Raw genomic sequence first — 26,325 nt, 5'->3', positions numbered from 1 at the left:
TGATAAACCGGTCCGCTTATTCGCCTTTGCTCAGCTCGGCGTAATATTGGTGGAACAGCGGCAACGTCTCAATACCTTTGTAATAATTAAAAATATCATATTTTTCATTGGGCGAATGCAGGGCATCGCTGTCGAGGCCGAAACCTAAAAGCACGGTTTTGATACCCAGAACTTCTTCGAACAGTGCAACGATCGGAATACTCCCTCCCCCACGTGTTGGAATAGCCTGTTTGCCGAATGAAGTTTCGATTGCCTTTTCTGCCGCGCGGTAGGCAATGCTGTCGGTCGGTGTAACAACCGGTTCGCCGCCGTGGTGTGGTGTAACCTTAACGCGGACACCCGCCGGTGCAATTTCCTCAAAGTGTTTGCTGAAAATAGCTGCAATCTCTTCAGAATTCTGATGCGGAACCAGTCGCATGGAAATTTTTGCAAATGCTTTCGATGGCAATACAGTTTTTGCACCTTCGCCTGTATAGCCGCCCCAGATGCCATTTACTTCAAGCGTAGGTCGTGTGCCTGTGCGCTCAAGCGTGGAGTAACCTTTTTCACCCCAAACCTCAGCAATGTCGAGGTCCTGTTTATATTCTTCCTCATCATAAGGTGCCGAATTTAGCGCGCTGCGCTCCTCTTCAGACAAATCGGCAACTTTATCATAAAATGCCGGAATCGTTATGTGGTTATTCTCATCGTGCAGGCTGGCGATCATTTTGCAAAGCATGGTGATCGGGTTAGCCACTGCACCTCCGTAAACACCCGAATGCAGATCGCGGTTCGGGCCGGTAACCTCTACTTCCATATAGGCCAGACCACGGAGCCCGGTTTCAATAGAGGGATGTTCCATACTGATCATTGACGTGTCTGAAATGAGAACCACGTCTGCTTTCAAACGTTCCTGGTTCTCTTTCACAAAGATTCCCAGATTCGCTGATCCGACCTCCTCCTCACCCTCGATCATAAATTTCACATTGCAGGCAAGCGTTCCTGTTTCCATCATCAGTTCGAATGCCTTTACATGCATATAAAACTGGCCTTTGTCATCGCAGGCGCCTCTTGCGTAAATCTTACCATCGCGCACAGTCGGTTCAAACGGCGGTGTATGCCATAACTCAAGCGGATCGGGCGGCTGAACATCATAATGGCCATAAACCAGTACGGTCGGCAACGACGCATCAACCATCTTTTCGCCATAAACAATTGGATATCCTGCTGTCTCGCATACCTCTACCTTATCCGCACCAGCATCTTTCAGCTTTTCAGCGACAAAAGCCGCAGTCTTAAGTACATCATCTTTGTATTTCGGATCGGCACTTACCGACTGGAACCTCAGCAATTCAAACAGCTCATCAAGAAACCGCTGCTTATTTTGCTCCACGTAATTTTTAATCACTTGCATAACAATTTGATTTTAGGCAAATATAGGCTTTGCACACCAACGACAAAACGTACCGAAGAAGTTGGCCCCCCAAAACAGCGATGATCAGAAAAGCAAAATATTCTGATATCTTTGTGCTCCAATTACAAAGGACAAGGATACTGGTAAAAACATGACGATTAAGGCCCTTACACTGAGCATTATTCTTTCCCTGTTTTTTTCTTTTGTTCGGGCGCAGACCACGCCGGCCAGCTGTCCGGAAGCTGCCCAGTTTTACGCCAAAGACAGTATAAATATTGTCACCTTCGGCGCAAGTACGGTTCAGGGCATTAATGGATTCAACTTTCAGTCGTTTCTTGAACAGCATTTTCTTCGCTGTTATGCAGGAAAAAGCATCAACATCACCAATGAAGGTATTGGCGGTGAGACAACAGCCCAGGGCCTGCTTCGTATTGATAAAGCCATAGCCAACCGAACCGGGTTTATTTTTATCCTGATGGGCGCCAACGATGCCAGCCAGATCGCAAACGGCAGGCTGACGATCGAGCAAACCGTTGCTAACATGCGCCAGATCATCGAGCGATCGATGCGGGCAGGATTGGTTCCGGTGCTGGGCACGCTGCAGAATTTTGATGACCGTAACAACGGGGTTAACGCCCGGACAAATGTGCAGATCCGGCTGCTTAATACTGCCTACCGCAACCTTGCACGGGAATACAAGATATACCTGGCAGATATCAATGTGGTGCTCCGGCGCGACTTTTCGCTTTACCAGGATGCCATTCACCCTAATGCGCGCGGTTACCGGCTCATTAGTTTCATCATCTTTGACGCCATCAACCGGGCTATTTCAGACCGTTTTCTTGCTTTTACAGTCACGCAAAATTACCCTAACCCTGCAAATGACGTCACCCGGATCGACCTCGTTCTGCCTGAGGCCGACAAGGTGCTTATGCGGATCTATGACCTGCACGGCCGCGTTGTGCGAACGGTACTGAACGAATACCTGAACAATGGCAAACACACACTCGAAGTGAATGTAAGCACGCTGCAGCCCGCCGTCTATATTCTCCGTGTTACCACAGAATCTGGTGTGAACCAGGCGGTAAAAAAGTTTATCGTCGTCCATTAGTTTTACACAAAGGGCCCCGCTTAGGCCTATTTTTTGTAATTTTGCAGACCAATTTTTTGTATGTTGAATTACTTAGAAGGACTTAATCCGCAGCAACGTGCGGCAGTAGAGAATACGACAGGACCGGTTATGATTGTTGCAGGCGCGGGCTCTGGTAAAACCCGGGTTATCACCTATCGTGTAGCACATCTTATTCGCACGGGAACAGATCCTTTCAACATTCTGGTACTTACATTTACAAACAAAGCCGCCAAAGAAATGCGCGAGCGGATCACAAAGGTGGTTGGCGCAGAAGCGAAAAACATCTGGATGGGAACCTTCCACTCTGTCTTTGCGAAAATCCTGCGTGTTGAGGCAGAAAAAATTGGCTATCCGTCAAACTTCACGATCTATGACACCGATGACAGCAAAAGTCTGATCAGGGCCATTCTGAAAGAAATGCAGCTTGACGATAAGTTGTATAATGCAAATTTTGTGTATAACCGCATTTCGTCTGCAAAGAACAACCTGATCTCGGTATCTGAGTATATAAACAATGATCAGATTCAGGCTGAAGATGCCTCTAACAAACGTCCGATGCTTGGGCAGATTTATGAAACCTATACAAAACGTTGTTTTAAAGCGGGCGCTATGGATTTTGACGATCTGCTTTTCAAAACGAATGTATTGCTGAAAAACCATCCCGATGTACTCAACAAGTACCAGCAAAAGTTTCGTTATCTCATGGTAGACGAGTATCAGGATACAAACTTTTCCCAGTACACGATTGTAAAAAAACTTGCTGCTGCATACCAGAACATCTGCGTAGTAGGCGACGATGCGCAAAGTATTTACGCGTTCCGCGGAGCCAATATTCAGAATATACTCAATTTTGAGCGTGACTATCCTGACCTGAAGGTTTATAAACTTGAGCAAAATTACCGGTCTACACAGAACATCGTTGAAGTAGCAAACAGTATTATTGCAAACAACAAAAACCAGCTCGAGAAAAACGTTTTTTCTGATAATGAGCCGGGCGACCGGATCAAGGTGCAGCGTGCCTTTACCGACAACGAAGAAGGCAAGCTGGTTGCTGAAGCCATTGTACAGGAACGCAGTCTGAAAGGAATCCTGTTTCATGACTTTGCCATTCTCTATCGCACAAATGCGCAGTCGAGAGCCATGGAGGAGGCCTTACGTAAGTTAAACGTACCCTATAAAATTTATGGCGGTCTTTCCTTTTACCAGCGCAAGGAGATCAAAGATCTGATCGCATATTTCAGGCTTACCTTTAATCCCAGCGATGAGGAAGCGCTAAAAAGGGTGATCAATTACCCGAAACGAGGTATCGGCGATACGTCGGTAGAGCGGATCATCGTGGCCGCCGATCAGCATGACAAAACCATGTGGGAAGTAATTTGCCATCCGCATATGTATCTGGAAGGCCGTGTTGCCGCACCACTGAAAGATTTTGCTACGCTGATTCAAAGTTTTCAGGCCGAGGCGAAAAAAAGCGATGCTTACGAAACCGCTTTATATATTGCGCAGCATACCGGCATCCTGAAAGAATTATACAACGACGACAGTATTGAGGGTCGGGCCCGTTACGAGAACATTCAGGAGTTATTGAACGGTATCAAAGAGTTTGCTGAGCGTGAAGATATCGAAGACAAGGGCCTGGCTATCTTTATGCAGGATGTTGCCCTGTTAACCAACGATGATAACGACAAAGATAAAGACCGCGATACGGTATCACTCATGACCATCCACTCTGCCAAGGGATTGGAATTCAAGAATGTATTTGTCGTCGGACTCGAGGAAAACCTGTTTCCTTCACAGCTATCGCTCAGCTCCCGTACAGATCTTGAAGAAGAGCGCCGACTGTTTTACGTCGCCATTACGCGAGCAGAAAAGAAACTCACGCTTACCTATGCAACGTCCCGCTATCGTTGGGGTACACTCACAACATGCGAGCCGAGCCGTTTCATTAACGAGATCAATCCCAGGTATCTGGAGCTTGATATGAAACCGGCAAAAAGTAATGTACTTGAAGGAAATTTTGATGATGAGCGCCGCACATGGACATCATCGCCCCAGCGTGATGTGTTTAGCAGACCCAAGCCTGCCGCTCCGCCGAAAACTACATCAATCCTTCCCAAGGCACATATTCCTTCTCCGGGATTTGCGCCCGATCAACCGGCCGCATTTCAGACCGGCATGGAAGTTGAACATGAAAAATTTGGTTTCGGAAAGATCATTAATCTTGAAGGCAGTCTTCCTGACGTAAAGGCTACTGTTTTTTTCCCGGGACTCGGCAACAAACAGTTATTGCTAAAGTTTGCCAAACTGATGATCAAAAAAGATTAGCGTTGCAAGGTTGCGCAATCTGGGTAAGTTGTTATATTTGTCCAGGCTGATCAATTGAAGCAACCGGCAATTCCCGCCGGCCTCGCTGTCTGTTCTGAAGAAAATTATCAGCGTAATAGTTACTTACCTTTAAAGCAAAGACAGTCTTGATGATTGTCTGTATATAAACAATGAATTTCGATTACAACACCACACGCAGTCACCTGATATTATCAGAGTATGGCCGCAACGTTCAGAATATGGTCAAGTACATCTGTGAATTGCCCACCATTGAAGAACGGAACAAATACGCCCAGGCTGTAATAGACCTCATGGGTTTTTTAAACCCGCACCTTCGGGATGTGGCAGATTTCAAACACAAGCTTTGGGATCACCTGCACATTATTTCCGGTTACAAGATCGATGTAGACAGCCCCTATCCGAAGCCGCTACCGGAAAATGAAAACATCAGACCGGATCATATCGGTTACCCGCAGCAACGCATTACCTATAAACATTATGGTAAAACGGTTGAGACACTAATTGAACGTGCTAAGGAGATCGAAGAACCTGAACGCAAGGCCGCTATGGTACAGAGCATAGCAAATTTTATGAAAATGGCCTATGTAACATGGAACAAGGACAACGTTTCTGATGAAACCATTCTGAAAGATCTGCATGACCTTTCCGGTGGCAACCTCCAGCTGCAGGAGAACGTAAATCTGAATAAGGTTGAGTTCAGGCCGGTAAACCCCCGCCAAAACAACAATCAGAATCAGAACCGCCGGCAAAACAACAACCAGAATAACGGCAACAACAAGAACCGGCAGAACAATAACCAGAATCGCCAGCGCAGCAATAACAACAATAACAACAAACAAAGACACTAGGCTTCAGCATGAATGCATTTGAAATTACAGGCGGTATAAAACTAAAGGGCGAGATTACGCCACAGGGAGCAAAAAATGAGGCCCTGCAGATTATTTCGGCCGTTTTGTTAACCAGTGAAAAGGTTACGATAAGCAACATTCCGGATATCAAGGATGTAAACAAACTAATTGAGTTACTCGGCGACCTTGGCGTTGTTGTAGAGAGACTCTCGAAAGACACCTATAGTTTCGAAGCCGCAAACATCGACCTCGACTTTTTCCAGTCAGACACGTTCAAGGCAAAAGGCGGCGGCCTGCGGGGATCAATCATGATCGTTGGCCCCTTGCTGGCCCGCTTCGGCAAAGCTGCAATTCCAAAACCCGGGGGCGATAAAATAGGTCGCCGCCGACTCGATACCCATTTTCTTGGTTTTGAGAAGTTGGGTGCTAAATTCATCTACGATTCAAAGAAAGAATTTTTCAATGTAGATGCAACGAACCTGAAAGGCACTTATATCCTTCTCGATGAAGCATCAGTGACGGGAACAGCAAACATTGTTATGGCTGCTGTACTGGCTAAGGGTACAACAACAATTTACAACGCCGCCTGTGAACCATACCTTCAGCAGCTTTGCAAGATGCTCAACCGCATGGGTGCGAAAATCTCAGGAATAGGCTCAAACCTGCTAACTATTGAAGGTGTAACAGAGCTTGGGGGAACGGAACACCGTATGTTGCCAGATATGATTGAAATCGGCTCATTCATTGGTCTTGCTGCCATGACTGAATCTGAAATTACCATCAAAAATGTTTGTTATAATGAACTGGGCGTGATCCCTAACGTTTTTAAACGCCTCGGCATACAGTTCGAACTTCGCGGAGATGACATTTATATTCCTTCTCAAAAGAACTATGTTATAGATACCTTCATCGACGGGTCTATATTAACGATAGCAGACGCTCCATGGCCCGGATTCACTCCAGATTTGCTCAGTATCGTTCTGGTTGTGGCAACGCAGGCAAGAGGCTCAGTTCTTATACATCAGAAGATGTTTGAAAGCCGGCTGTTCTTTGTCGACAAACTGATCGATATGGGTGCACAGATCATACTCTGTGATCCGCACCGCGCGACTGTAAACGGAATTGATAAAAAATATAAACTGCGCGGCATTAGCATGACATCTCCAGATATACGGGCTGGTGTATCACTGCTTATTGCAGCACTATCTGCCGAAGGCCAGTCTACCATATTTAATATTGAGCAGATTGAGCGTGGTTATCAGGATATAGATACGCGGCTGCGCGCGCTGGGCGCAAAGATCAGGCGTGTCGATGCGGCCAATCCTGGTCACTAGATCGTAATTGAAAAGGAAGCTTCACAAAGGCTTCCTTTTTTGTTAACACACAAAGCCCTACATTTAGCCAAAGCTGCGATAATGAAAAGAAAAGAATTTCTTGAGATTGCCATACCTGCAGTGCTGCTAATGGCAAACGGGAATATAGCTCGCGGGGCGGTCTGGCGGAACGCCAAAGTTAAGCTGAGATTCGCCGTCGCATCAGACGGCCATTATGGACAAGCCGGAACACCATTCGATCTGAATTTTAAAACCTTTGTAGACCACATCAACCGGGCACACAAGGATACCCCTTTCTCTTTTTGCCTGATCAATGGAGACATTATTCATAATGACAAGAGGTTGTATCCTGCGGTTCAGCAGATCCTCACCGGCCTGCAGCCAAAGCTTTACGTCAACCAGGGAAATCATGACCTTGTAACAGCATCAGAATGGCAGCAAATCTGGGGCATGCCCGTAAATTACGATTTCATATTTGCTGATACCGCCTTTCTTGTTGGCACCACCTCAAACGAAAAAGGTGAATACATTTGTCCGGACCAGGCCTGGTTCAAAGAAAAGCTCGAGCTTCACAAAGACAGAAAAAACATTTTTATATTCATACATATCAACCCGGCGAAGTTAACAAAGCACGGCATTAATTGCCCGGACTTCCTGGACTTGTTGGCAGCATATCCCAATGTGCGCTGCGTCTTTAATGGGCATGACCATGATGAGGAGGGAATAAAAACACATCGTGGGCTGAATTTCGTATTTGACGCCCACTTTGGCGGAGACTGGGGAACCGCATACAAAGGCTTCAGAGTGGTTGAATTACTTGAAGACAATACGATTCGCACCTGGATCATGAATCCCGCGGAAGCAATGAACCGTGCCGAAATAAAATAAGCACAGTCGCCGTGTACGGGTAAGTCGTCGGTCTCTTCGGCTCCGACAAATTTAGCGGATCCCTTAAAGATAAAAAAGCCTCAATTTGACAACAAACTGAGGCTTTAATTATCATTTCGCTAAAAGTCACACTGAGGTATGATGCGACTTATTGCTAAGCAGATATAGCATTAATGATGTCATACTGCGTAATAATCTCAATATCCCCTTGTTCATCCTCGACGAGAACGGCCGCATTTTCACGGTTAATTAATGAGGATATTTTATCTATTGACGTGTTGAGGTCGACGAAAGGAAAACCTGCTGTCATGATCTCATGAACCGGCGCTGTCTTCAATCCCGGTCGTTCCAGCAATGCGCTGAGAATATCACTTTCTGCTATTTTGCCAACAACCATGCCTTGCTGAGTAACCGGAATTTGCGAGATGTTCAGCGATTTCATCGTGTTGATCGCTTCAAGGACGGATTTTTCTGAGTCGATAAGGACAATTTCCTTTTGCTCCTTTTTCTGTAAGATTGACTTAGCTGTAAGTTTTTCGTCCTTAAGAAAGCCGCGTTCACGAAGCCAGTCTTCATTGTACATCTTGCCCATATACCGGCTGCCGTGGTCGTGGAAGATAACGACTACAAGATCGTCCGGTTTTAGCAGGTGTTTAAGTTGGAGCAGGCCTGCTACCGCCGCCCCAGCCGAATTGCCGACAAAAATTCCCTCCCGCCGCGCAATATCCCGGGTAGTTAATGCCGCGTCTTTATCTGTCACCTTCTCAAAAAGGTCAATCACGTCAAAATTTACATTAGCCGGGAGAAAATCTTCGCCTATGCCTTCTGTGATATACGGATAGATTTCGTTTTTGTCGAATATCCCGGTCTCCTTGTATTTTTTAAAGACGGAGCCATAGGTGTCAATTCCCCAGATCTTAATATCCGGGTTCTGTTCCTTAAGGAATCTTCCGGCTCCGGAGATGGTACCACCTGTGCCTACCCCAACTACAAGGTGTGTAATCTTGCCTTCTGTTTGCGCCCAGATCTCCGGACCGGTCTGCTCGTAATGCGCCTGCGAATTAGAGAGATTATCGTACTGATTGGGTTTCCAGGAATTAGGCACCTCCCGTTCCAGTCTGGAAGAGACGGAATAATAAGAACGGGGGTCTTCCGGTTCAACATTCGTTGGGCAAACGATTACCTCGGCACCAAATGCCCGGAGTGCATCCACCTTCTCTTTCGACTGTTTATCAGTCGTAGTGAAAATACATTTGTATCCTTTGATAATGGCAGCCATAGCAAGTCCCATCCCGGTATTGCCAGATGTGCCTTCAATAATTGTCCCCCCCGGCTTCAGCTTTCCGCTTCGCTCTGCATCTTCGATCATTTTAACCGCCATCCGATCTTTGATCGAATTTCCCGGATTAGTCGTTTCGATCTTGGCCAGAATCGTACCGGGCACACCACGGGTAATTGTATTCAATTTCACCAGAGGCGTGTTACCGATTGTCTCGAGTATGTTGTTGTACCACATGCTTCAAATTTACAGATTCAAGGCAGCTATTTCACAACAAACCATGAATTCGATATATAATTACAGATATGAAGCGTTAACAGAATTTTATTCTAATATCTATAAATGTTATAGGGAATATATATTAAATATTCTGAATCCCGACCATGATGTTTGCTCATATTCAGGCAATGCGATAGCGTTTTCCCGGAAGGGCGATCAAAATTCCCTGCATCTCCAGGTTAAGTAACACTACCGACAGCCGGCTTTGGGGCATATCAAGGCGACAACATAGTTCATCGACAGATAATGGCCCCTCTCGCAGGGATTCGGTAAGCAGCCGCTCCTCGTCGTTTAACGCCAGTGGCAGACTTGCCTGAACATTCGATAAAACTTCGCGATTACCCCAGTTAAGCGCATTGATAAGGTCTGTAGCACACGTAATCAGAGCTGCGCGGTTACTTCTGATGAGAAAGTTGCAACCTTCGGAGAACTCATCACCGGCACGCCCGGGATAGGCAAAGACATCCCTGAAATAAGAATTGGCAAGGTCTGCGGTAATCAATGCCCCACCTTTCCTGGAAGCTTCCACAACAATTACAGCATCTGCCATGCCGGCAATAATCCGGTTACGCATCGGGAAATTACTTCGGTCGGGAAGTGTACCCGTAGGGAACTCGGTCAGCAGCCCGCCGGATACAGCCATTTTACGGGAAAGCTCGAGGTGGCTTCTGGGGTACAATGTATCCAGGCCATGCCCCAGCACACCGATGGTTGGCACGCCGTGTTGTACACTTTGCCGGTGCACGGCAGCATCGACACCATAGGCTAAACCACTGATGGTAATCACATTGTACGCCGCTAACTCAGCCATGAGTTCTTCACAAACCCGTTGCCCGTAGGGCGTCATCTTTCTGGTGCCGACAACCGCAATGATCTTCTGCGCATTCAGATCAGCTGTACCCTTGTAATACAGCAACGGCGGGGCATCGCAGCAGTTCATCAGGCGCTTCGGGTACTCTTGATCTCCATAAAAAAGAACCTTCACCTGGTGCCGGTCTATAAATTTAAGCTCCTCTTCTGCCCTTCTCATAACGGAAGGATCCAGCAGACCGGAAACAATGCGTTTGTGAATTCCCGGAATATCAAGCAACTGCGTTTCCGAAGTGCTGAATACCGCTTCCGCACTTCCACAATGATTAATTAATGCCTTTGTACTAACCGGACCGATGAAACGCGTAAAACCTAAAGCAAGCTGATGTAACATACAATTCTATCTACCCAAATTTACTAATTTCGCATATAAATTAAAATATTAATTAATTTTTTACGCTATAAATTACTGATATAGATCAAAACAGCATAGGCCTCTACAAACTATAAAAATAGTTTGCAAACTATAAAAATAGTAGTACCTTTAGAAAAACGATCAAACTTATGCGGGAACTTACAAAAGCAGAAGAACAAATCATGCTCATCTTATGGGAAATCGGAGAGGCATTGGTTAAAGATATTTTAGAGCGGCTGCCTGAACCCAGACCGGCATATAATACGGTTTCGACCGTTGTCCGCGTGCTGGAAGGAAAGGGTTTCATAGATCATAAGGCCGTCGGCAATACACATATTTATTTCCCGCTAATCAGCGAAGCAAAATATAAACACTTTGCCTTCGATAAGGTGATGAACAATTATTTCGAAAATTCTTATGAAAGTCTGGTTTCTTTTCTGGTTAAAGAGAAAAATCTCAACCCTGAAGAGCTTGATGATTTAATCCGTCTTGCTGAACAACTCAAAAACAAAGACTGATGGAAACGCTAACCTATCTATTCGAAGCAAACTGCTATCTCTGTATATTTTATGCGTTTTACCGGTTCGCTTTGCACCCACAAACATTCTATGGCCTTAACCGTCTGTATTTATTCATAGCCGTCGCGCTGTCATTTGTGCTGCCGCTCTGCCAGGCCGGGCAGTTAAGCATACTGCTCTCAGGACAACCGCAGCAGGTCCGTTATGTTTTGTTGGAACGCCCGGCCGGCAGCGAGCCCGTAACGTTAGTCTGGAATCAGGCATGGACCGCCGCTACCCTGGTTGCGCTGTATCTGGTTGGTGCGATCATGCTCACGGTAAAACTGATTTTATCTTTTCTCAGGATTCTACAGCTTCGCCGGAAAAACCAGAGTCACTACGACCAGGGTGTGCAGATCGTAGAACTTCAAGCGTCAAAACATGCAGGCTTTTCGTTTTTTAACACCCTGTTCATTTCAACAGGTGCGCAGAACCGGCAAACAATCATAGAGCATGAGATGGCGCATATCAGGAAAAAACACAGTTATGATGTTATCTTTTTTGAATTCATCAGAATTATCGGCTGGTTTAATCCGATCGTTCACCTGCTGTGCCGGGACCTGCGCCTTTTGCATGAGTACCAGGCAGACGAGCAAAGTACGCTCGGTAACAGCCGCTACGACTATGCGCTCTTCCTGATTAAAAATACCTATGGCATGCCAGACCTTCAATTGACCAATCACATATTCAATCAATCAATATTAAAAAGGAGAATCAACATGTTAAACAAAGAAAAGACAGACAAACGGGGCCGCCTTAGGTACCTGCTTGCAGCACCGATCGGTGTAATGCTGTTAGCCGTTTCGACTATGGCGTTCAAAAACGCCGGTTACAAAAAATTCGATCTTGCACCTGAAAACCTGGCTCATGAAAAGATTTTGATACAGGACACGGTCAAACAGATCCGGATTTCCGCACCTGACCGCAGCGGTAAACGAAATTTTTATATCTCTTTCAAATCAGATGCAAACGGACAGCCGGTTTCGACCGAGAAAAGACTGATCGTCTTAAACGGTAAGACGCTCAGGAACACGGAAATAGGTGGGGTCGTTGCAGCCAGCCGGATCCAGACTTTAAATGCCGCCGAGGCAACCAGGCAGTACGGTAATGCCGGGCAATATGGCGCCGTTGTTATCACCGGAAGAGAAGCTCGTGTTCTCGGCTACCCGCTTCCCCCACCGCCTGCTCCGCTTCCTCCGGCGCACCCAGGTGCCAGGACAGCTAAAAAACCGCTGGCACCGCCACCCCCGCCTGCTCATCCAAAAACTGCAGGGTCAGAGCACGACAAAAATAGCGTTCCGCCGCCACCGCCCAGGGCTTCCCGGGCAGCGAAAAAGGTTGCTCCGCCACCCCCGCCGGTAGAACCGCCGCCAGCACGTAAAAAGACTGTTTCGATAACATTTACAGGCAAACCTGAAGTGGAGGCGGTCACATTTAATGCTGAACAGGCATCCATTATGAAGCCTGCACAAAGGGAAGTTATAGTAGAAGGAAAGGAACTTCATGCACAGACTATGGTCCCTGCGGCCCCTGCGCCTGAACGGTTGCAAGCGATCAGGATTACCGGTTTGGGCACAGTAAAAACGCAGAATGCGGTGAAGCTTGTTATTGGCCAGGCGCGTAAATCTGCTCCGGAGGAAATTACTGTTACCGGCTTTGGCCCCGGCGGTCCCGGCGCTAAACCGGCTAAACCCGTACTGCCGCGTAGTCAGGAAGAACTCAGATCCATAACAGTAACAGGAAAACCGCTGCATAAATGACAAGTCATGTAAAGCCTCTGCGAACACCGGAGGCTTTGCTTTTATGTATATAAATTTCGTCTATTGCCATATAGAAAATATCAGTTTGACCGGCAGATTAAAGTTTTTCACCTTTATCGAAAGAAACAATCAAAACGATAAAGGCATGAACAACCAGAAGAAACTGACTACCGCATCAGGAAAGCCCTATGCAGAAAATGAAAACAGCCAGAGTGTGGGCGCAAGGGGTCCCCTGTTGCTGCAGGACTTTATTCTGCATGAAAAAATGGCTCACTTCAACCGCGAACGTATTCCCGAACGGGTTGTCCATGCAAAAGGGTCGGGCGCATTCGGAACTTTTACAGTTACACATGATATAACACGTTATACCAAAGCAAAACTCTTCAGCAAAATTGGCAAGGAAACAAAACTTTTCCTGCGTTTCAGCACCGTAGGCGGTGAGAAAGGCAGCGCTGATACAGAACGCGACCCCAGGGGCTTCGCTATAAAATTTTATACTGAAGATGGAAACTGGGACCTTGTAGGCAACAATACGCCGATTTTCTTTGTAAAAGATCCGAAAAAGTTCAGCGACTTCATCCACACACAGAAACGCGACCCGCGTACAAACATGAAAAGTCCGACAATGATGTGGGACTTCTGGAGTCTGAACCCTGAAAGCCTTCATCAGGTTATGATTCTCATGACCGATCGGGGCACGCCCTACGGATACAGGCATATGGATGGATTTGGCTCGCATACCTTCAGCATGATCAATGCAGACAATGAGCGGGTTTGGGTTAAATTCCATTTTAAGACACAGCAGGGCATAAAAAATTTCACAGACAGAGAAGCTGCTGAGATGAAAAGCAGGGACCTTGATTTTGCGCAGCGCGATCTCATTGAAGCGATAGATAGCAGGAATTTTCCCAAATGGGACATGAAGATCCAGGTTATGACACAGGAACAGGCAGCGGAGCTTCCTTTTAATCCGTTTGACCTGACTAAGGTTTGGCCTCATGCTGAGTTTCCGCTGATCGATGTTGGCGTGCTCGAACTCAACCAGGTTCCGAAGAACTATTTCGCCCAGGTAGAACAGTCAGCGTTCGCACCGGCGCATGTGGTTGACGGAATCGGGTACAGCCCTGACAAAATGTTGCAGGGTCGCATCCTTTCCTACCCTGATGCCCACCGGTACCGTTTGGGCGTAAATTATGAGCAGATTCCGGTTAACCGCTGCCCATACATGGTGAACAATTACGAGCGAGATGGTGCGATGCGTATTGATGGCAACGGCGAAGACAGTCCGAATTATTTTCCCAATAGCTTTGACGACATCGTTGCAGACCAGAGCTATAAGGAACCGGCATGGGAACTCGATAGCTATGTTGCTGACTGGCACGACCGCAATGGTGCGGGAGATAATGACCACTACAGCCAGCCCGGCCTGTTATACACCAAAGTTTTGAATGACTATGACCGGCACAATCTTGTCTCAAACATTGTGGGTGCGATGAGTGGGATTGAAGGTCCGAAACGGGATGAAATCATTAACAGACAGCTTTGCCATTTTTTCAGAGCAAACCCCGAACTGGGCATGGGTGTTGCCCGCGGCCTAAAGGTAGACCTGGAAACGGTAATGGGGCATTTGAGACACAGCTAATTCGTCAGAAGGTGTGACTTACAAAGTAAAACGGCACCCTATCAGCGTGCCGTTTTTTTTTGTCTCAATGAACTTTCAGCTGATGACGTTCAGATCGCCTGGAACGGTCTGCCAGTTCCGTAAGCAAACGCCTAACCTCTTTAAAATCATTCAGATAAAATCTTGCGGCCGAAATGTTGCTGCCCACTTTTACGGTGAAAGCTGATGCAGGAAGCGCTTTGAAAATATCTTCATCAGTATGATCATCGCCAAGGGCGAGCAAGAAGTCATATTTTCTGTCGTAAATAAGGTTTGACGCCGATTTGCCCTTGTTTACCTCTATATTTTTGAACTCGATAACCTTGTTACCAAGCATCACCTGAAGTCCTTTATCAGCAGCAAGCGGCTTAAGGTGATTTACAATTTCACCTGCCCTGAGATCACCGAGGCCGGCATCTGCCTTGCGGTAATGCCAGACGAGCGAATAACTTTTTTCTTCGATAAACGATCCCGGCGTCCTGTCAGTGTAGGTTTCCAGTACCGCGCGTATTTCCGCCTTCCACTGTTCAGTCAACAAGGGCAGGCTGTTCCACTGATCGTCGGCTTTCTGCCAGGCGCCATGTTCGGCAATCAGATCGAGTTTCATATGCCCAAACCATTGCTCAAGCGTTTCATGCCTGCGTCCGCTGATGATCACAACATGATTAGAGGGATCATCAGACAGCTTTTGCAGCAGTGCATACAGTTCTGCATCTGGCGCTACCTTATCAATGTCTCCACTAAAACCCATAAGCGTACCATCGTAGTCAAGGAAAATGTAACGTTCCTCCGATGTGTCGTAGGTCGTCAACAGGTTTTCTCTAACGGCTCCCCCCGCATATTTTGTAATCAGATCATTCTGCATTTTTTTTGCTTCATTTAATCGTTGCATAAACAAACGCACCCAGTGATGGATGTTAAATTTCTTTACCAGTTCCCGCATAGACTGCATTCTCGTCTGCTGCTCCTGCTCCGGCATATTCAGCGCTGTAACCATAGCCTGCATGATATCGCCAATGTTGTTCGGATTAACAATAAGCGCGTCATTCAGTTCTTTGGAAGCACCCGCCATTTCGCTTAGGATAAGTACACCATCATTTTTTGTGCGCGAGGCAACGTATTCCTTGCTAACGAGGTTCATACCATCGCGCATCGGCGTAACCAGGCAAATGTCTGCCGAGGCATACAGGGCCGAAAGAAACTCCATGGGAAAAGACCGATAATAATAATGCACAGGCGACCAGTTTAATGTGCGATAATGGGCATTGATATTACCAACAAGCTGATCGATCTGCTCGCGCAACTCACGATACTGCGGTACCGTATCGCGCGAAGGAACAACGATCATGTATAGCGAAAACTGTCCGGCGTACTCAGGATGCTCGTTTAACAGCAATTCGATGGCTTGCAGACGCTGCAAGATCCCCTTGCTGTAATCAAGGCGGTCTATGGAAAGAATTATTTTCTGATCCTTCCCGATGCTTTCCTTCAATTCTGTTATATGTTCTTTTACTTCCTGTTGCTCAGGCAGGCGCTCAAATAAGTTGAAATCAATTCCCATAGCGAACGATTCGACCAGCACCTGTCTGTCTTTTTTCACGATCATATTTGCTGAACTGCTTACCGGAAGCAACCTTGTAGCCGTACTCATAAAGTGCCTGACATCGTCAAACGTATGGAAACCGATCAGATCAGCCCCCAAAACCCCGTTAATCAGTTCCGTGCGCCAGGGTATCAGCCTGAAAATTTCATAAGATGGAAAAGGGATATGCTGGAAGAAACCAATTGTACAGCGTTCGCGACCTTCACGGATCAGCTCCGGGAGCAATAGCAGCTGATAGTCGTGGATCCAGATCGTATCCCTTTCTTCCGCAATCCGGATCACTGCATCCCTGAACTTTTCATTTACCTTCCTGTAGCAGTCCCAATATGCTTGTTCGAACTTCGCATACGTAACCGCATAATGAAATACAGGCCACAATACTTCATTTGAAAAACCTTCGTAAAAAAGATTTATCTCTTCCTGTGTAAGAAAAACCGGAAACAGATTTAATGCTTCCAATTGTGCCCGGACATCATCCTGGCGCTCAGGCGGCACTTCAATGCCAGGCCAGCCGACCCATATATTGTTTCCGTTTTTGTAGATAGACCCCAAACCGGTGGCAAGACCACCTTCACTGCGACTCAGCTGGTACTGACAGTTTTCTTCAGTGATTTTGATGGGTAGACGATTGGATATTATTATAGTTTTACTCATTCACACTCCTGGCGGTTCTAGTTAGTATAAGGACTCAGCACGAGGATTGTTTTGTGTTTTTTCGAATTTCAGACGGATTTGGTCAAACAACAGGCAACAATTTGTTGAAAACCAGAACAATGTGCGTAAAAGACTTTATCTGGTTAACGTCGTATTAACATATTAACCGTAAATTTAGTACAGGCACAAATCCTTAATTCAATAGCTATGAGTTGGAAAAAATTCAGCGGCGAAACCATTCAGTCAAATATCCTCGAAGAAGTTGAGCATGCAATTATCCGTGAAACGGAAGCGGGTTTTAAACTCAAGGTATGCATCGGCACCGATTCGCAGGTAAAGGGCCCGGTTACAGACTTTGCTACAGTAATCGTGCTTCTTCGCGAGCACCACGGAGGCTTCATGTATATTCATCAGGAACGCAGCGTTCAGAAGCTCGGCATTAAAGAACGGATGCTTGCCGAAGTGCAGAAATCAATCGAAACGGCCTATTCGATCTGCGACCTTCTTGATATTTATGATGTGGCCCTGGAGGTGCATGCCGACATCAATACGAGCCCAATGTTCAAGTCAAACAAAGCGCTGAACGATGCTATGGGTTATATTCTCAGTATGGGCTTTATTTTCAAGGCGAAGCCCGAAGCTTTTGCAAGCTCTGCCTGTGCAGACAAAATGGTCCACTAAACCGTTACCACTCGTCTTTTTTCACATCAAGACGTTTTTTGGGTAAGGGGGCGGATATGACTTCTGAAACCGCGGTACGTAGTCTCGCAGCGAATTGCCGCGATGCTGCTTCAACAGACTTCACCCTGGCTTCCCAGCTCTTCCTGTTTAACGAACCGGGCTCTTGTTCAAGCGGAAGCCTGACACCAGGTTCCGGTTCAAATTGACCATAACGGTTGCGCTTGTATGGTGTTGTTATAAAGTCGGTCAGCCAAAACCGGTACCTTCCGCTTTTGGATTCCAACTGAAAAGAAAACGACACAAGTGCTTCCGGCTGGGCAGATACCAGGGCTCTCTTTGCAACCGTAAAGACCCCTGTACAGGTTATTGACGAATCTGTTTGTTTGATTGCCGTTGCCTTCTCTTTTTTTAAAAAGTGAACAACACGCCTCAACAGCGAATCTGATCTGACTGCGTCTGTTACTACCTGATACAAGGTATATTTCTGGTCCTGATTCTTTGCAAAATCAGTTTTTGCGGGGCCCTGCGCGGAAGCCCTCCCAAACGCAATTGCAAACAGGATAATGAAAATGGGCAGTCCGGACAGCTTATTACTAAATAACAACATAAGATCAATACAGGCCATCCGCACTTGTTTCGGATGGCCTGGCTATACAATATAAAGATTAGAAACTATATACGGCGGCCAAAGAAAATTGCGAAGCCTTTTTGGTATCAAAGGCAGCACTGTTTCGCCCGCGATAAAAAATCTCCTGCTCGCCGTTATCGAAACGCAGTTCAGGAATAAAGGTTAAAGGTCCGGCCTTTACATTCGCTGTCAAAGTCAGCGCTGTAACCGCAGATCCTGCAGCAACGTTATAGATGTCAGTTCCGGCTTTTGCCTTGAAATACTCACCCCTGAGTCCTAAGGCAAAGGCATCTGTAAATGCATATTGCGGGTAGAGGGCAGCCCCGCTAAAACCGCCGGCATCGTCAGGCATACTGTAATCTGCCGCATTCAGCCCCAGCTTAAACTTATTGCTGATCTGGTAAGAAGTGGTCAGATCGAATTCAGTTCCTGACGGATAACCTGTAATCACGTTCAGGTAGGCCGTCCATCCTTCAACAGGCGAGATCATGAGCTGCGCGCCAAAATCAGAAACACCGTTAAAATCCTGGTATTTGTTCCAGTCATTGAACAACCCGACCATAACGGCTACTTTGTCTGAAAAAGCATAGTTTGCCTTAATACCCGCATTCTGAAACGGACCGCTTGAGAAAAGGTATGACGTTGAGTAATTAAAATTGGCAGCCGGCGAGATCACTTCATAACCTACAAATGTACCCATGAAACCGGCCGTCATGGAAAATTTATCCGTAAAGGCATAAGTCACGTAGAGATTCTGAATATGAAAGCTGTTGGCCGAGGTCTCACTGTATTCCTCAGCCGCATTAAGTATAGACTGAGCTTGCCCCCGCGGACCAAAAGACAGGTCGCCAACAAAAGATGCCTTACCCACACTTTTTTTAAGGGCGAAGTTTACCATGCCAAGTGAAACCGAATTTTGATCGGTCGCAAAACTCGTTTGAATATTTGATCTTTTTGAAAAATCATATTTAAAGTATGTATCAACCGAGCCACTGATAACAAGCGGGTTAACGGCGGTCGAATCCTGAGCATAAGCGCTGGTTGTAATACATGCAAGAAAAGAAAAGAGTAGTCTGCTGATTTTCATTTTAAGTTTGGTTGTGGTTTAAGTTTATCTGTGGTTCTATTCGGTATTTGATTGCAAAGACAGCCTAGTCATGCACGGGCCTGATGCTTTCGTCAGGAGATGAAGCAACGATAAGCGTACCCTGCAGGTATTTTTCGTTATGCTGGCTGGCATCCAGACCTTCTTCCTCTTCTTCCTGCGTTACTCGGATCGGCTGAATCAGGTTAACCAGTTTGAAAATGACAAATGAGACGATGAAGCTGAATGGCACAACGATCAGTACACCTTTCAGCTGCGTGAAAAAGAAATCAGGATTTCCATACAACAGGCCGTCTACGCCGGCACTGTTAACGGTTTTGGTGGCAAAAACACCCGTAAGCAGCATACCAACAATACCGCCAACACCATGACACGGAAAAACATCTAAGGTATCATCGAGAGAGGTTTTAGACTTCCAGACAACAACCAGATTGGAAACGATTGCTGCAATTACGCCGATAAAGATACTTTGGGGAATGCCGACGAAACCGGCTCCAGGCGTGATCGCAACCAGACCGACAACTGCGCCAATACAAAAACCGAGTACAGACGGCTTTTTGCCTCTCAGTACATCGAAAAACATCCATGACAGTCCTGCGGCTGCCGCTGCCATGTTAGTCGTTGCAAAAGCCGACACCGCCAGGCTGTTTGCACCAAGCGCCGAACCGCCGTTAAAGCCGAACCATCCAAACCAGAGCAGACCCGTGCCGATCAATACATAAGGAATATTTGCCGGCGGAATTTCTCTCCGCTCCAGGTGCGAACGGCGCCGCTTCAAAACAAGGGCACCTGCTAAGGCAGCCATCCCGGCGGATATATGGACAACCGTTCCCCCGGCAAAATCCAGCACACCCATCTTGAAGAGTATACCCTCAGGATGCCAGGTCCAGTGCGCCAGCGGCGAATAGACAAAAACCGCAAAAAGCACAATAAAAAGTATGTAAGATGTAAAACGTATCCGTTCAGCAACCGCTCCGACTACAAGTCCGGGTGTGATAATTGCGAACATCAGTTGGAATAAGGCAAACAGCGTTAGTGGAATCGTTGGCGCAAGGCTCCAGGCTTCGCCGGAATTGACTCCCTTGAAGAAGAAAAACGTAGTCGGATTGCCTATCAAACCATTTATGCTGTCCCCAAATGCAAGACTAAACGTGCCAAGAACCCAGAGAACGCTCACCACCCCGGCAGCAACCACACTCTTGATCATGGTAGAAAGCACATTTTTTCGGTGAACCATCCCCCCATAGAAGAACGCCAGACCAGGTGTCATAAGAAAAACAAGGGCCACTGCTACGATCACCCAGGAAATATCTGCAGAATTGTATTTTCCGACATCAAAATTGGGCAAAGCCGGAACGAAAACAGAAAAGATTGCCACAATTGATAAAATTGCAAAGGGCAAAAACCGTTTAACGGAAAATTTGTTCATAATTTCAGAATTTTAGTTTGGTTTAGACGAATTAACATCCCTAAAATACTGAAATCGAATAGACATAGTTAATTTATAGATATATTTTTCATGGAAAGAGGTAAGTATTAAAAATATTCACGCTAAAAACGCCTTATAATTAGATTTTAACAATTTTAAATAATCAGATTATATATTTTATGCGAATTTTATACTAGCTTTTTTGATTTAAATCAACTTAAACGAGATAAAGAGTCAGATTTTTCAATTTTTATTACCAAAAATTGAGTTTTTATCAAAAGTTAACGAGCTAAACAGCAATTTATCCCGCAGAACCTGAGGTTTTCGTGTAGAAAATAGATAATTACGATCACCGCACCCTCCGGAACAACATCCAAAAGCTGTGAGACTATGAAAACACACCAATTGATCACCATATCTGAACACCTATAGACAACCGCCGCTGGCATACAAATATTAAACAGGATTGTTTATATATTCGTCGTCAGACCTCAAACAGTCATCTTGACTTTACAGCACATCACAGGCAACCCGCCAAAGCCCGGAAAAACAAAAATCTTTACAAGGCTGTTAATCACAGAAAGGACAACTTGGCACTCAGACAACTTCATTTTACAGAACAAATCCCCGCAAACCTGCAGACCGTTTGGGATTTTTTTTCATCACCCATCAACCTTTCCAGGATCACACCACCTGACATGAAGTTTATCATCACGTCAGATTTTAACGAACAAACCAAAATGTTCCCCGGAATGCTCATCACCTATAAGGTAGCGCCGGTTTTTAATATCCGGATGGATTGGGTAACCGAGATCACACAAATGCAGGATAGAAAATATTTTATAGACGAACAGCGCCTGGGCCCCTTTGCATTCTGGCATCACCTGCACCAGTTTGAAGAAAATGAAACCGGCGTACTCATGACAGACACCCTGTATTACGACGTGGGTTTAAGCCTGGCCGGATCACTTGCAGATGCCGTAATGGTAAACAAGCGCGTACGAAATATATTCGCCTACCGCAGCACGAAGATCAAAGAATTATTCCCATAAAAAAGCCCCCCGCTGATGCGGAGGGCTCAAAAAAATTATCAACGTAAATATTTATTTCGCCTCAATAACGCCGGCTTCGAGGTATTCCTTTTCGAATACACCGTCCGCAACATGAACAACTTCTCTTCCTGCCACAATCAGTGTGCCCTGAAGATATTTTTCATTATGCTGCGACTCATCCAGACCCAACTCTTCTTCCTCATCAGAAACGCGTAGTGGCTGCACCAGACCAACGATCTTAAAGATCACAAAAGAAACAACCAGACTGTAACTTACAGCAATAAGCATTGCTTTCAGCTGTGTAAAGAAAAATTCAAAATTTCCAAAAATAAGACCGTCGGCTCCCGCACCATTTACGGTTTTGGTCGCAAAAACTCCGGTTAACAGCATACCCACCATGCCACCAACGCCGTGACAAGGAAATACGTCCAATGTGTCATCAAGTGTTGATTTTGCTTTCCAGTGCGCAACGCCGTTCGAAACAATTGCCGCTATAAAGCCAATGAAGATACTTTGAGGAATAGCCACGAAACCTGCTCCCGGCGTAATTGCGACAAGCCCCACAACTGCACCAATACAGAAGCCAAGAACTGATGGTTTCTTACCCCTGATCACATCAAAAAACATCCATGACAAACCGGCCGCACCTGCAGCAATATTTGTTGTAGCAAACGCAGAAACAGACAATGCATTTGCACCCAGCGCAGAACCACCATTAAACCCGAACCAGCCGAACCAAAGCAGCCCGGTACCGATCAGAACGTAAGGAATATTTGCAGGCGGAATTTCCCGGTGCTCAAGGTGCGCTTTCCTTCTCTTCAGCACAAGCGCTCCAACCAGGGCAGCACAGCCTGCCGAGATATGCACAACGGTTCCGCCGGCAAAATCGAGCGCTCCCATTTTAAAAAGGAAACCCTGAGGATGCCAGGTCCAGTGCGCAAGCGGTGCATAAACAAATAATACAAACAGAACAGTAAATAGAATATAAGATGTGAAGCGAATCCGTTCAGCAACAGCGCCCACAACCAGCCCTGGCGTTATAATAGCAAACATGAGCTGAAATACAGAGAACAACAGCAACGGAATCGTCATTGGCGCACCACCCTGAAGCACAGGCGCCCCTGAGGCCACCCCTTTAAAGAACAAAAATGTCGTCGGATCGCCAATAAATCCACCTATCGTATCTCCAAAACAAAGACTAAAGCCGACCACAACCCAGATTACACTGACAACTCCGGCAGCAACCACACTCTTGATCATCGTGGAAAGGACGTTTTTGCGATGTACCATACCCCCGTAGAAGAATGCAAGGCCGGGCGTCATTAAAAAGACCAATGCGGCAGCCACAAGAATCCAGGCTATATCTGCAGCATTATACTGGGCGGAATCTGCAAACATCGGCTCCGACGGAATAAATATTGCCAGAACAGAAACGCCCGCCAGCACTAAAAACGGTGCAATCTGCTTAAATGTGATTTTTTTCGTACTCATGATGGTTATTTTTACTAGTTATTCGGTTTTTTAGCTCATATATTTCAATGAATTAATCCAAAAGTAGAAAAATATTATTCAACCAACACAAAAAAGTAGTTTTTCAGATCATTTTTCAGAATTTATTAAATTTATACAGCAAAATACCCTAATAAATTCGCTGTTTAACAAAAAATAAAGCCATAAAATTGCAGTTGTTTCAAAAAATACAGAAAAAGAAAGAAAAAACAGATAAATCAGGAATCTGAAAAAATGCCTAAAAAAAATTTACACCAAAGCGGCGATGCATAAGAAGAGAAGTTTTTAAGAAACTAAGACGGTTCAGCTACTGGATAAGCCAACAGAAACGACAAGGCGCAGGGCATCCTCCGGTCAATCTGACGGTAGCTTACATAAAAAGTTCTTGTTTCAGCAAAAAGAGAGGAATCAATTTCCGACGTAGGCGCTACCCTGAACAACCCCCCTGCGCTCAATCTCCTTATCCATGTACGTTTGAATAGCAGATTTATTTAGACCCCAGTTCGGTGCAATGAGCAAATCCCAATCAGAAATACCAAAAAGACGCTGAATTGTTATATCAGGTCTGATCAAAGGGATAAGCTCACAAAGAAAATCGGTATATGCCTCAAGCGTGAAAAGAGGAAAGGGCTCACGCTTATATTTTACGCCCATAATAGATCCCTCGACAATGTGCAGATGATGAAACTTCACAAAACTGATCTGCGGGAAACGGTTTATTTCGTCAGCGTACGCAAGCATCTGTTCTCGTGTTTCCCATGGAAAACCAAAAATGGTATGCACACAAACATCAAGTTTACTATTGCTAACCAGGTTTAGAGCCGAAATTAGCTCTCCATGCGTACAGCCCCGGTTAATCCTGGCAAGCGTATCATCATAGATGGACTCCATGCCCATTTCAAGATCAACATCAAAGCGGTCGGTATAACTTTCAAGCAAGGCTATCTTTTCAGCATCTATGCAATCAGGCCGGGTGCCGACAGATAGACCTACAATCTCTTCTGGATTGATGCTAAGCGCCTCATCATACATCATTTTCAGGTAATGAGCAGGCGCATACGTGTTTGTATTTGGCTGAAAATACACGATAAATTTGTCGGCGCGGTACTGGAGCTTCGCGCGCTCCATTCCCGCCAGCAACTGCTCCCTGATCGTGGGCATTTTTCGCGACAGTTCAGGAGTAAACGAATCTACATTACAATATGTACAGCCGCCGTATCCCTTACTCCCATCCCGGTTTGGACAGGTGAAACCACCGTCTACAATAACTTTAAAAACACGCTGCCCCTTATATTTTTCGCGCAGATATGTTCCATAGTTCCTGTATCCCTTAATGCCCTGATCTATTAACGTGCCCATTTCAGCACAAAGTTACGCTTAAAAACTGTAAGCACCTAGTCTGCCTGCGCGCCTCTTGCTTTGCTCAGGTAATAGACGGGAATACCGAGCAGCATGATCAGAACGCCCCAGCCACAAGTGGCGGGCTTGGTAATAAGCAGCGAAATACTGATTACCGAAGCAATCAATATATAAAGTGCGGGCAGCACGGGGTAGCCGAATGCTTTATAAGGACGTTCAGCATGTGGCATTTTACGCCTGAGGATAAAGATGCCCAGAATAGTAAGAATGTAAAATATTAGTACAATAATGATGACGTAGTCCAGCAGATCCCCGTACCGCCCTGTAAGGCAGAGTAGTGAAATCCATGCACATTGAATCCACAGTGACCAGCCAGGCACGTCAAAACGGTTTAGTTTGCCGGCCTGCTTAAAAAACAGGCCATCTTTAGCCATGGTATAATACACGCGGGCGCCGGCCATGATTAATCCGTTGTTACAGGCGAAAGTTGATATCATGATCATAACGGCAATGATATTGGTACCGATGTTCCCGAAAATGACTTCTGCAGCAGCAACGGCCACCCGCTCCTGGTCTGCAAAAGCAATTTGATTCAACGGCAAAACTGCAACGTACATCACATTGGCAAGAATATAAATAACACTGACGATAAGCGTACCGAGAAAAAGGCTAAGCCCAACATTTCTTTCCGGCCGCTTGATTTCGCCTGCGATAAAAGTAACGCCATTCCAGGCATCACTGCTGAAGAGAGATCCCACCATGGCAGCTGCAACGGCACCAAGTAAGGCAGTTCCCCCTATCGCAGTCCAGCTTCCGGTGCCGACAGACCACATGCGCGCGTCCCAGGCATTTGACCAGTTGGCATTCCAGACCTCGGTTTTTGCACCTAGTATGAACCCGAATACAATGAGACCAAATAACGAGAGGATTTTTATGATGGTCAAAAAAGTCTGCAGCGTTTTGCTGTTCTTCACACCTCGGCTGTTAATCCAGGTGAGAATAATAATTGTGGCTATTGAAACCAGCTGTGCTGCGTTCAATTTGAATGCACCGAGTTCCCAAAGTACGTTTTTGTCGCTGAGCGGCTCATACAAATAAGCGGCGAATTTGGAGAAAGCCACGCCCACCGCTGCAATGGTGCCGGTTTGTATCACCGCAAAAAAGCTCCACCCGTATAAAAAAGCAAATAGTTTGTTATACGCCTCTTTCAGGTAGACATACTGTCCGCCTGCCTTGGGAAACATCGCACTGAGTTCACCATAACTAACGGCAGCGGTCATTGTTACCAGGGCAGTCAGCACCCAGATAAGAATAAGCCAGCCAGCCGAACCGATATTTTGAGTCATGTTTGAGCTCACGATAAAAATGCCCGAGCCGATCATAGAGCCCACGACGAGCATTGTGCCATCGAAAAGACCCAGCTCGCGCTTAAAAGAATGATCCTGATTTTCCATTTGTTTGGTTTAGTCCGGCCCTAATTTATTCAAAAATATCGCATTTACGAATCCTGGGTATTCTGCTGCGCAAACCAACCGCCAGCCGGCGCATATGGGCAGCAATTGCCCATGCTGACACTCAGAACAGTAGAGATTTTTTAGCAGGAA

Annotated in this window: 20 protein-coding genes; 10 read left to right on the top strand and 10 right to left on the bottom strand. The window is 46.0% G+C overall.

Translation table 11 applies throughout. The features are described from left to right. Positions 1 to 16: 16 nt before the first annotated feature. The gene (locus tag EJV45_RS14695) at positions 17 to 1,393 is read right to left on the bottom strand and encodes a dipeptidase (protein WP_129716662.1); all 1,377 of its coding nucleotides are present in this window, start codon (positions 1,391 to 1,393) and stop codon (positions 17 to 19) included. A gap of 151 nt (positions 1,394 to 1,544) precedes the next feature. Here EJV45_RS14695 and EJV45_RS14690 point away from each other — a divergent pair, with 151 nt between their 5' ends. The 5 genes from EJV45_RS14690 to EJV45_RS14670 all read left to right on the top strand — a co-directional run bounded on the left by EJV45_RS14690 (position 1,545) and on the right by EJV45_RS14670 (position 7,941). Further along, positions 1,545 to 2,504, top strand: coding sequence for a GDSL-type esterase/lipase family protein (locus EJV45_RS14690; RefSeq protein WP_129716660.1), 960 nt, complete (start codon positions 1,545 to 1,547; stop codon positions 2,502 to 2,504). Between the two features lie 63 nt (positions 2,505 to 2,567). Next, on the top strand, positions 2,568 to 4,850 hold the full coding sequence (locus EJV45_RS14685) for an ATP-dependent helicase (RefSeq protein WP_129716758.1): 2,283 nt from the start codon (positions 2,568 to 2,570) through the stop codon (positions 4,848 to 4,850). Between the two features lie 170 nt (positions 4,851 to 5,020). Continuing rightward, a complete protein-coding gene (locus EJV45_RS14680) occupies positions 5,021 to 5,719 on the top strand; it encodes a DUF4290 domain-containing protein (protein WP_129716658.1) in 699 nt (232 codons plus the stop codon). Positions 5,720 to 5,727: 8 nt separating this feature from the next. Then, a complete protein-coding gene (gene murA, locus EJV45_RS14675) occupies positions 5,728 to 7,053 on the top strand; it encodes a UDP-N-acetylglucosamine 1-carboxyvinyltransferase (RefSeq protein ID WP_129716656.1) in 1,326 nt (441 codons plus the stop codon). Positions 7,054 to 7,134: 81 nt separating this feature from the next. Further along, complete coding sequence (locus EJV45_RS14670; protein ID WP_129716654.1) at positions 7,135 to 7,941, top strand: metallophosphoesterase; 807 nt, start codon at positions 7,135 to 7,137, stop codon at positions 7,939 to 7,941. A 154-nt stretch (positions 7,942 to 8,095) separates the two neighbouring features. Here EJV45_RS14670 and EJV45_RS14665 read toward each other — a convergent pair whose 3' ends face one another. Then, the gene (locus EJV45_RS14665) at positions 8,096 to 9,457 is read right to left on the bottom strand and encodes a pyridoxal-phosphate dependent enzyme (RefSeq protein ID WP_129716652.1); all 1,362 of its coding nucleotides are present in this window, start codon (positions 9,455 to 9,457) and stop codon (positions 8,096 to 8,098) included. 163 nt (positions 9,458 to 9,620) lie between these two features. Continuing rightward, complete coding sequence (dprA, locus tag EJV45_RS14660; RefSeq protein WP_129716650.1) at positions 9,621 to 10,703, bottom strand: DNA-processing protein DprA; 1,083 nt, start codon at positions 10,701 to 10,703, stop codon at positions 9,621 to 9,623. Positions 10,704 to 10,873: 170 nt separating this feature from the next. On the opposite strand from dprA, the gene EJV45_RS14655 reads away from it, so the two are divergent. From EJV45_RS14655 to EJV45_RS14645, 3 genes are all read left to right on the top strand, one after another. After that, positions 10,874 to 11,242: a BlaI/MecI/CopY family transcriptional regulator gene (locus EJV45_RS14655; RefSeq protein WP_129716648.1), complete on the top strand. Its 369-nt coding sequence runs from the start codon at positions 10,874 to 10,876 to the stop codon at positions 11,240 to 11,242. After that, on the top strand, positions 11,242 to 13,041 hold the full coding sequence (locus tag EJV45_RS14650) for a M56 family metallopeptidase (RefSeq protein ID WP_129716646.1): 1,800 nt from the start codon (positions 11,242 to 11,244) through the stop codon (positions 13,039 to 13,041). Before EJV45_RS14655 ends, EJV45_RS14650 begins: the two co-directional genes overlap by 1 nt. Before the next feature lie 145 nt (positions 13,042 to 13,186). Further along, complete coding sequence (locus tag EJV45_RS14645; RefSeq protein ID WP_129716644.1) at positions 13,187 to 14,683, top strand: catalase; 1,497 nt, start codon at positions 13,187 to 13,189, stop codon at positions 14,681 to 14,683. 64 nt (positions 14,684 to 14,747) lie between these two features. On the opposite strand, the gene EJV45_RS14640 is transcribed toward EJV45_RS14645, so the two are convergent. Continuing rightward, positions 14,748 to 16,958 carry a bifunctional alpha,alpha-trehalose-phosphate synthase (UDP-forming)/trehalose-phosphatase gene (locus EJV45_RS14640; protein WP_129716642.1) on the bottom strand — a complete coding sequence of 737 codons (2,211 nt, stop codon included), beginning with the start codon at positions 16,956 to 16,958 and terminating at the stop codon, positions 14,748 to 14,750. Between the two features lie 207 nt (positions 16,959 to 17,165). On the opposite strand from EJV45_RS14640, the gene EJV45_RS14635 reads away from it, so the two are divergent. Next, positions 17,166 to 17,639 (top strand): ribonuclease H-like YkuK family protein, encoded by a 474-nt coding sequence (locus EJV45_RS14635; RefSeq protein ID WP_129716640.1) that lies wholly within the window; start codon positions 17,166 to 17,168, stop codon positions 17,637 to 17,639. A 4-nt stretch (positions 17,640 to 17,643) separates the two neighbouring features. Here the strand turns inward: EJV45_RS14635 and EJV45_RS14630 are convergent, their stop codons facing one another. The 3 genes from EJV45_RS14630 to EJV45_RS14620 form a co-directional block, all read right to left on the bottom strand. Continuing rightward, positions 17,644 to 18,264, bottom strand: coding sequence for a hypothetical protein (locus tag EJV45_RS14630; protein WP_129716638.1), 621 nt, complete (start codon positions 18,262 to 18,264; stop codon positions 17,644 to 17,646). A 40-nt stretch (positions 18,265 to 18,304) separates the two neighbouring features. Next, on the bottom strand, positions 18,305 to 19,354 hold the full coding sequence (locus tag EJV45_RS14625) for a porin (protein ID WP_129716635.1): 1,050 nt from the start codon (positions 19,352 to 19,354) through the stop codon (positions 18,305 to 18,307). A 64-nt stretch (positions 19,355 to 19,418) separates the two neighbouring features. Then, the gene (locus tag EJV45_RS14620; protein ID WP_129716633.1) at positions 19,419 to 20,801 is read right to left on the bottom strand and encodes an ammonium transporter; all 1,383 of its coding nucleotides are present in this window, start codon (positions 20,799 to 20,801) and stop codon (positions 19,419 to 19,421) included. 590 nt (positions 20,802 to 21,391) lie between these two features. On the opposite strand from EJV45_RS14620, the gene EJV45_RS14615 reads away from it, so the two are divergent. Continuing rightward, positions 21,392 to 21,853 (top strand): SRPBCC family protein, encoded by a 462-nt coding sequence (locus tag EJV45_RS14615; RefSeq protein ID WP_240755294.1) that lies wholly within the window; start codon positions 21,392 to 21,394, stop codon positions 21,851 to 21,853. A gap of 51 nt (positions 21,854 to 21,904) precedes the next feature. Here the strand turns inward: EJV45_RS14615 and EJV45_RS14610 are convergent, their stop codons facing one another. The 3 genes from EJV45_RS14610 to EJV45_RS14600 all read right to left on the bottom strand — a co-directional run bounded on the left by EJV45_RS14610 (position 21,905) and on the right by EJV45_RS14600 (position 26,175). Beyond that, positions 21,905 to 23,344: an ammonium transporter gene (locus tag EJV45_RS14610; protein ID WP_129716631.1), complete on the bottom strand. Its 1,440-nt coding sequence runs from the start codon at positions 23,342 to 23,344 to the stop codon at positions 21,905 to 21,907. Between the two features lie 426 nt (positions 23,345 to 23,770). After that, positions 23,771 to 24,721 (bottom strand): TIGR01212 family radical SAM protein, encoded by a 951-nt coding sequence (locus EJV45_RS14605; protein WP_129716629.1) that lies wholly within the window; start codon positions 24,719 to 24,721, stop codon positions 23,771 to 23,773. A 35-nt stretch (positions 24,722 to 24,756) separates the two neighbouring features. Continuing rightward, a complete protein-coding gene (locus tag EJV45_RS14600; RefSeq protein WP_129716627.1) occupies positions 24,757 to 26,175 on the bottom strand; it encodes an APC family permease in 1,419 nt (472 codons plus the stop codon). Positions 26,176 to 26,325 lie beyond the last annotated feature (150 nt).

Origin of the sequence: Pedobacter sp. SYP-B3415 (assembly GCF_004138205.1) — a bacterium.
Lineage (GTDB): Bacteria > Bacteroidota > Bacteroidia > Sphingobacteriales > Sphingobacteriaceae > Pedobacter.
The sequence above is the reverse complement of the archived record's forward strand: the minus strand, read 5'-3'. Positions and strand labels throughout refer to the sequence as shown.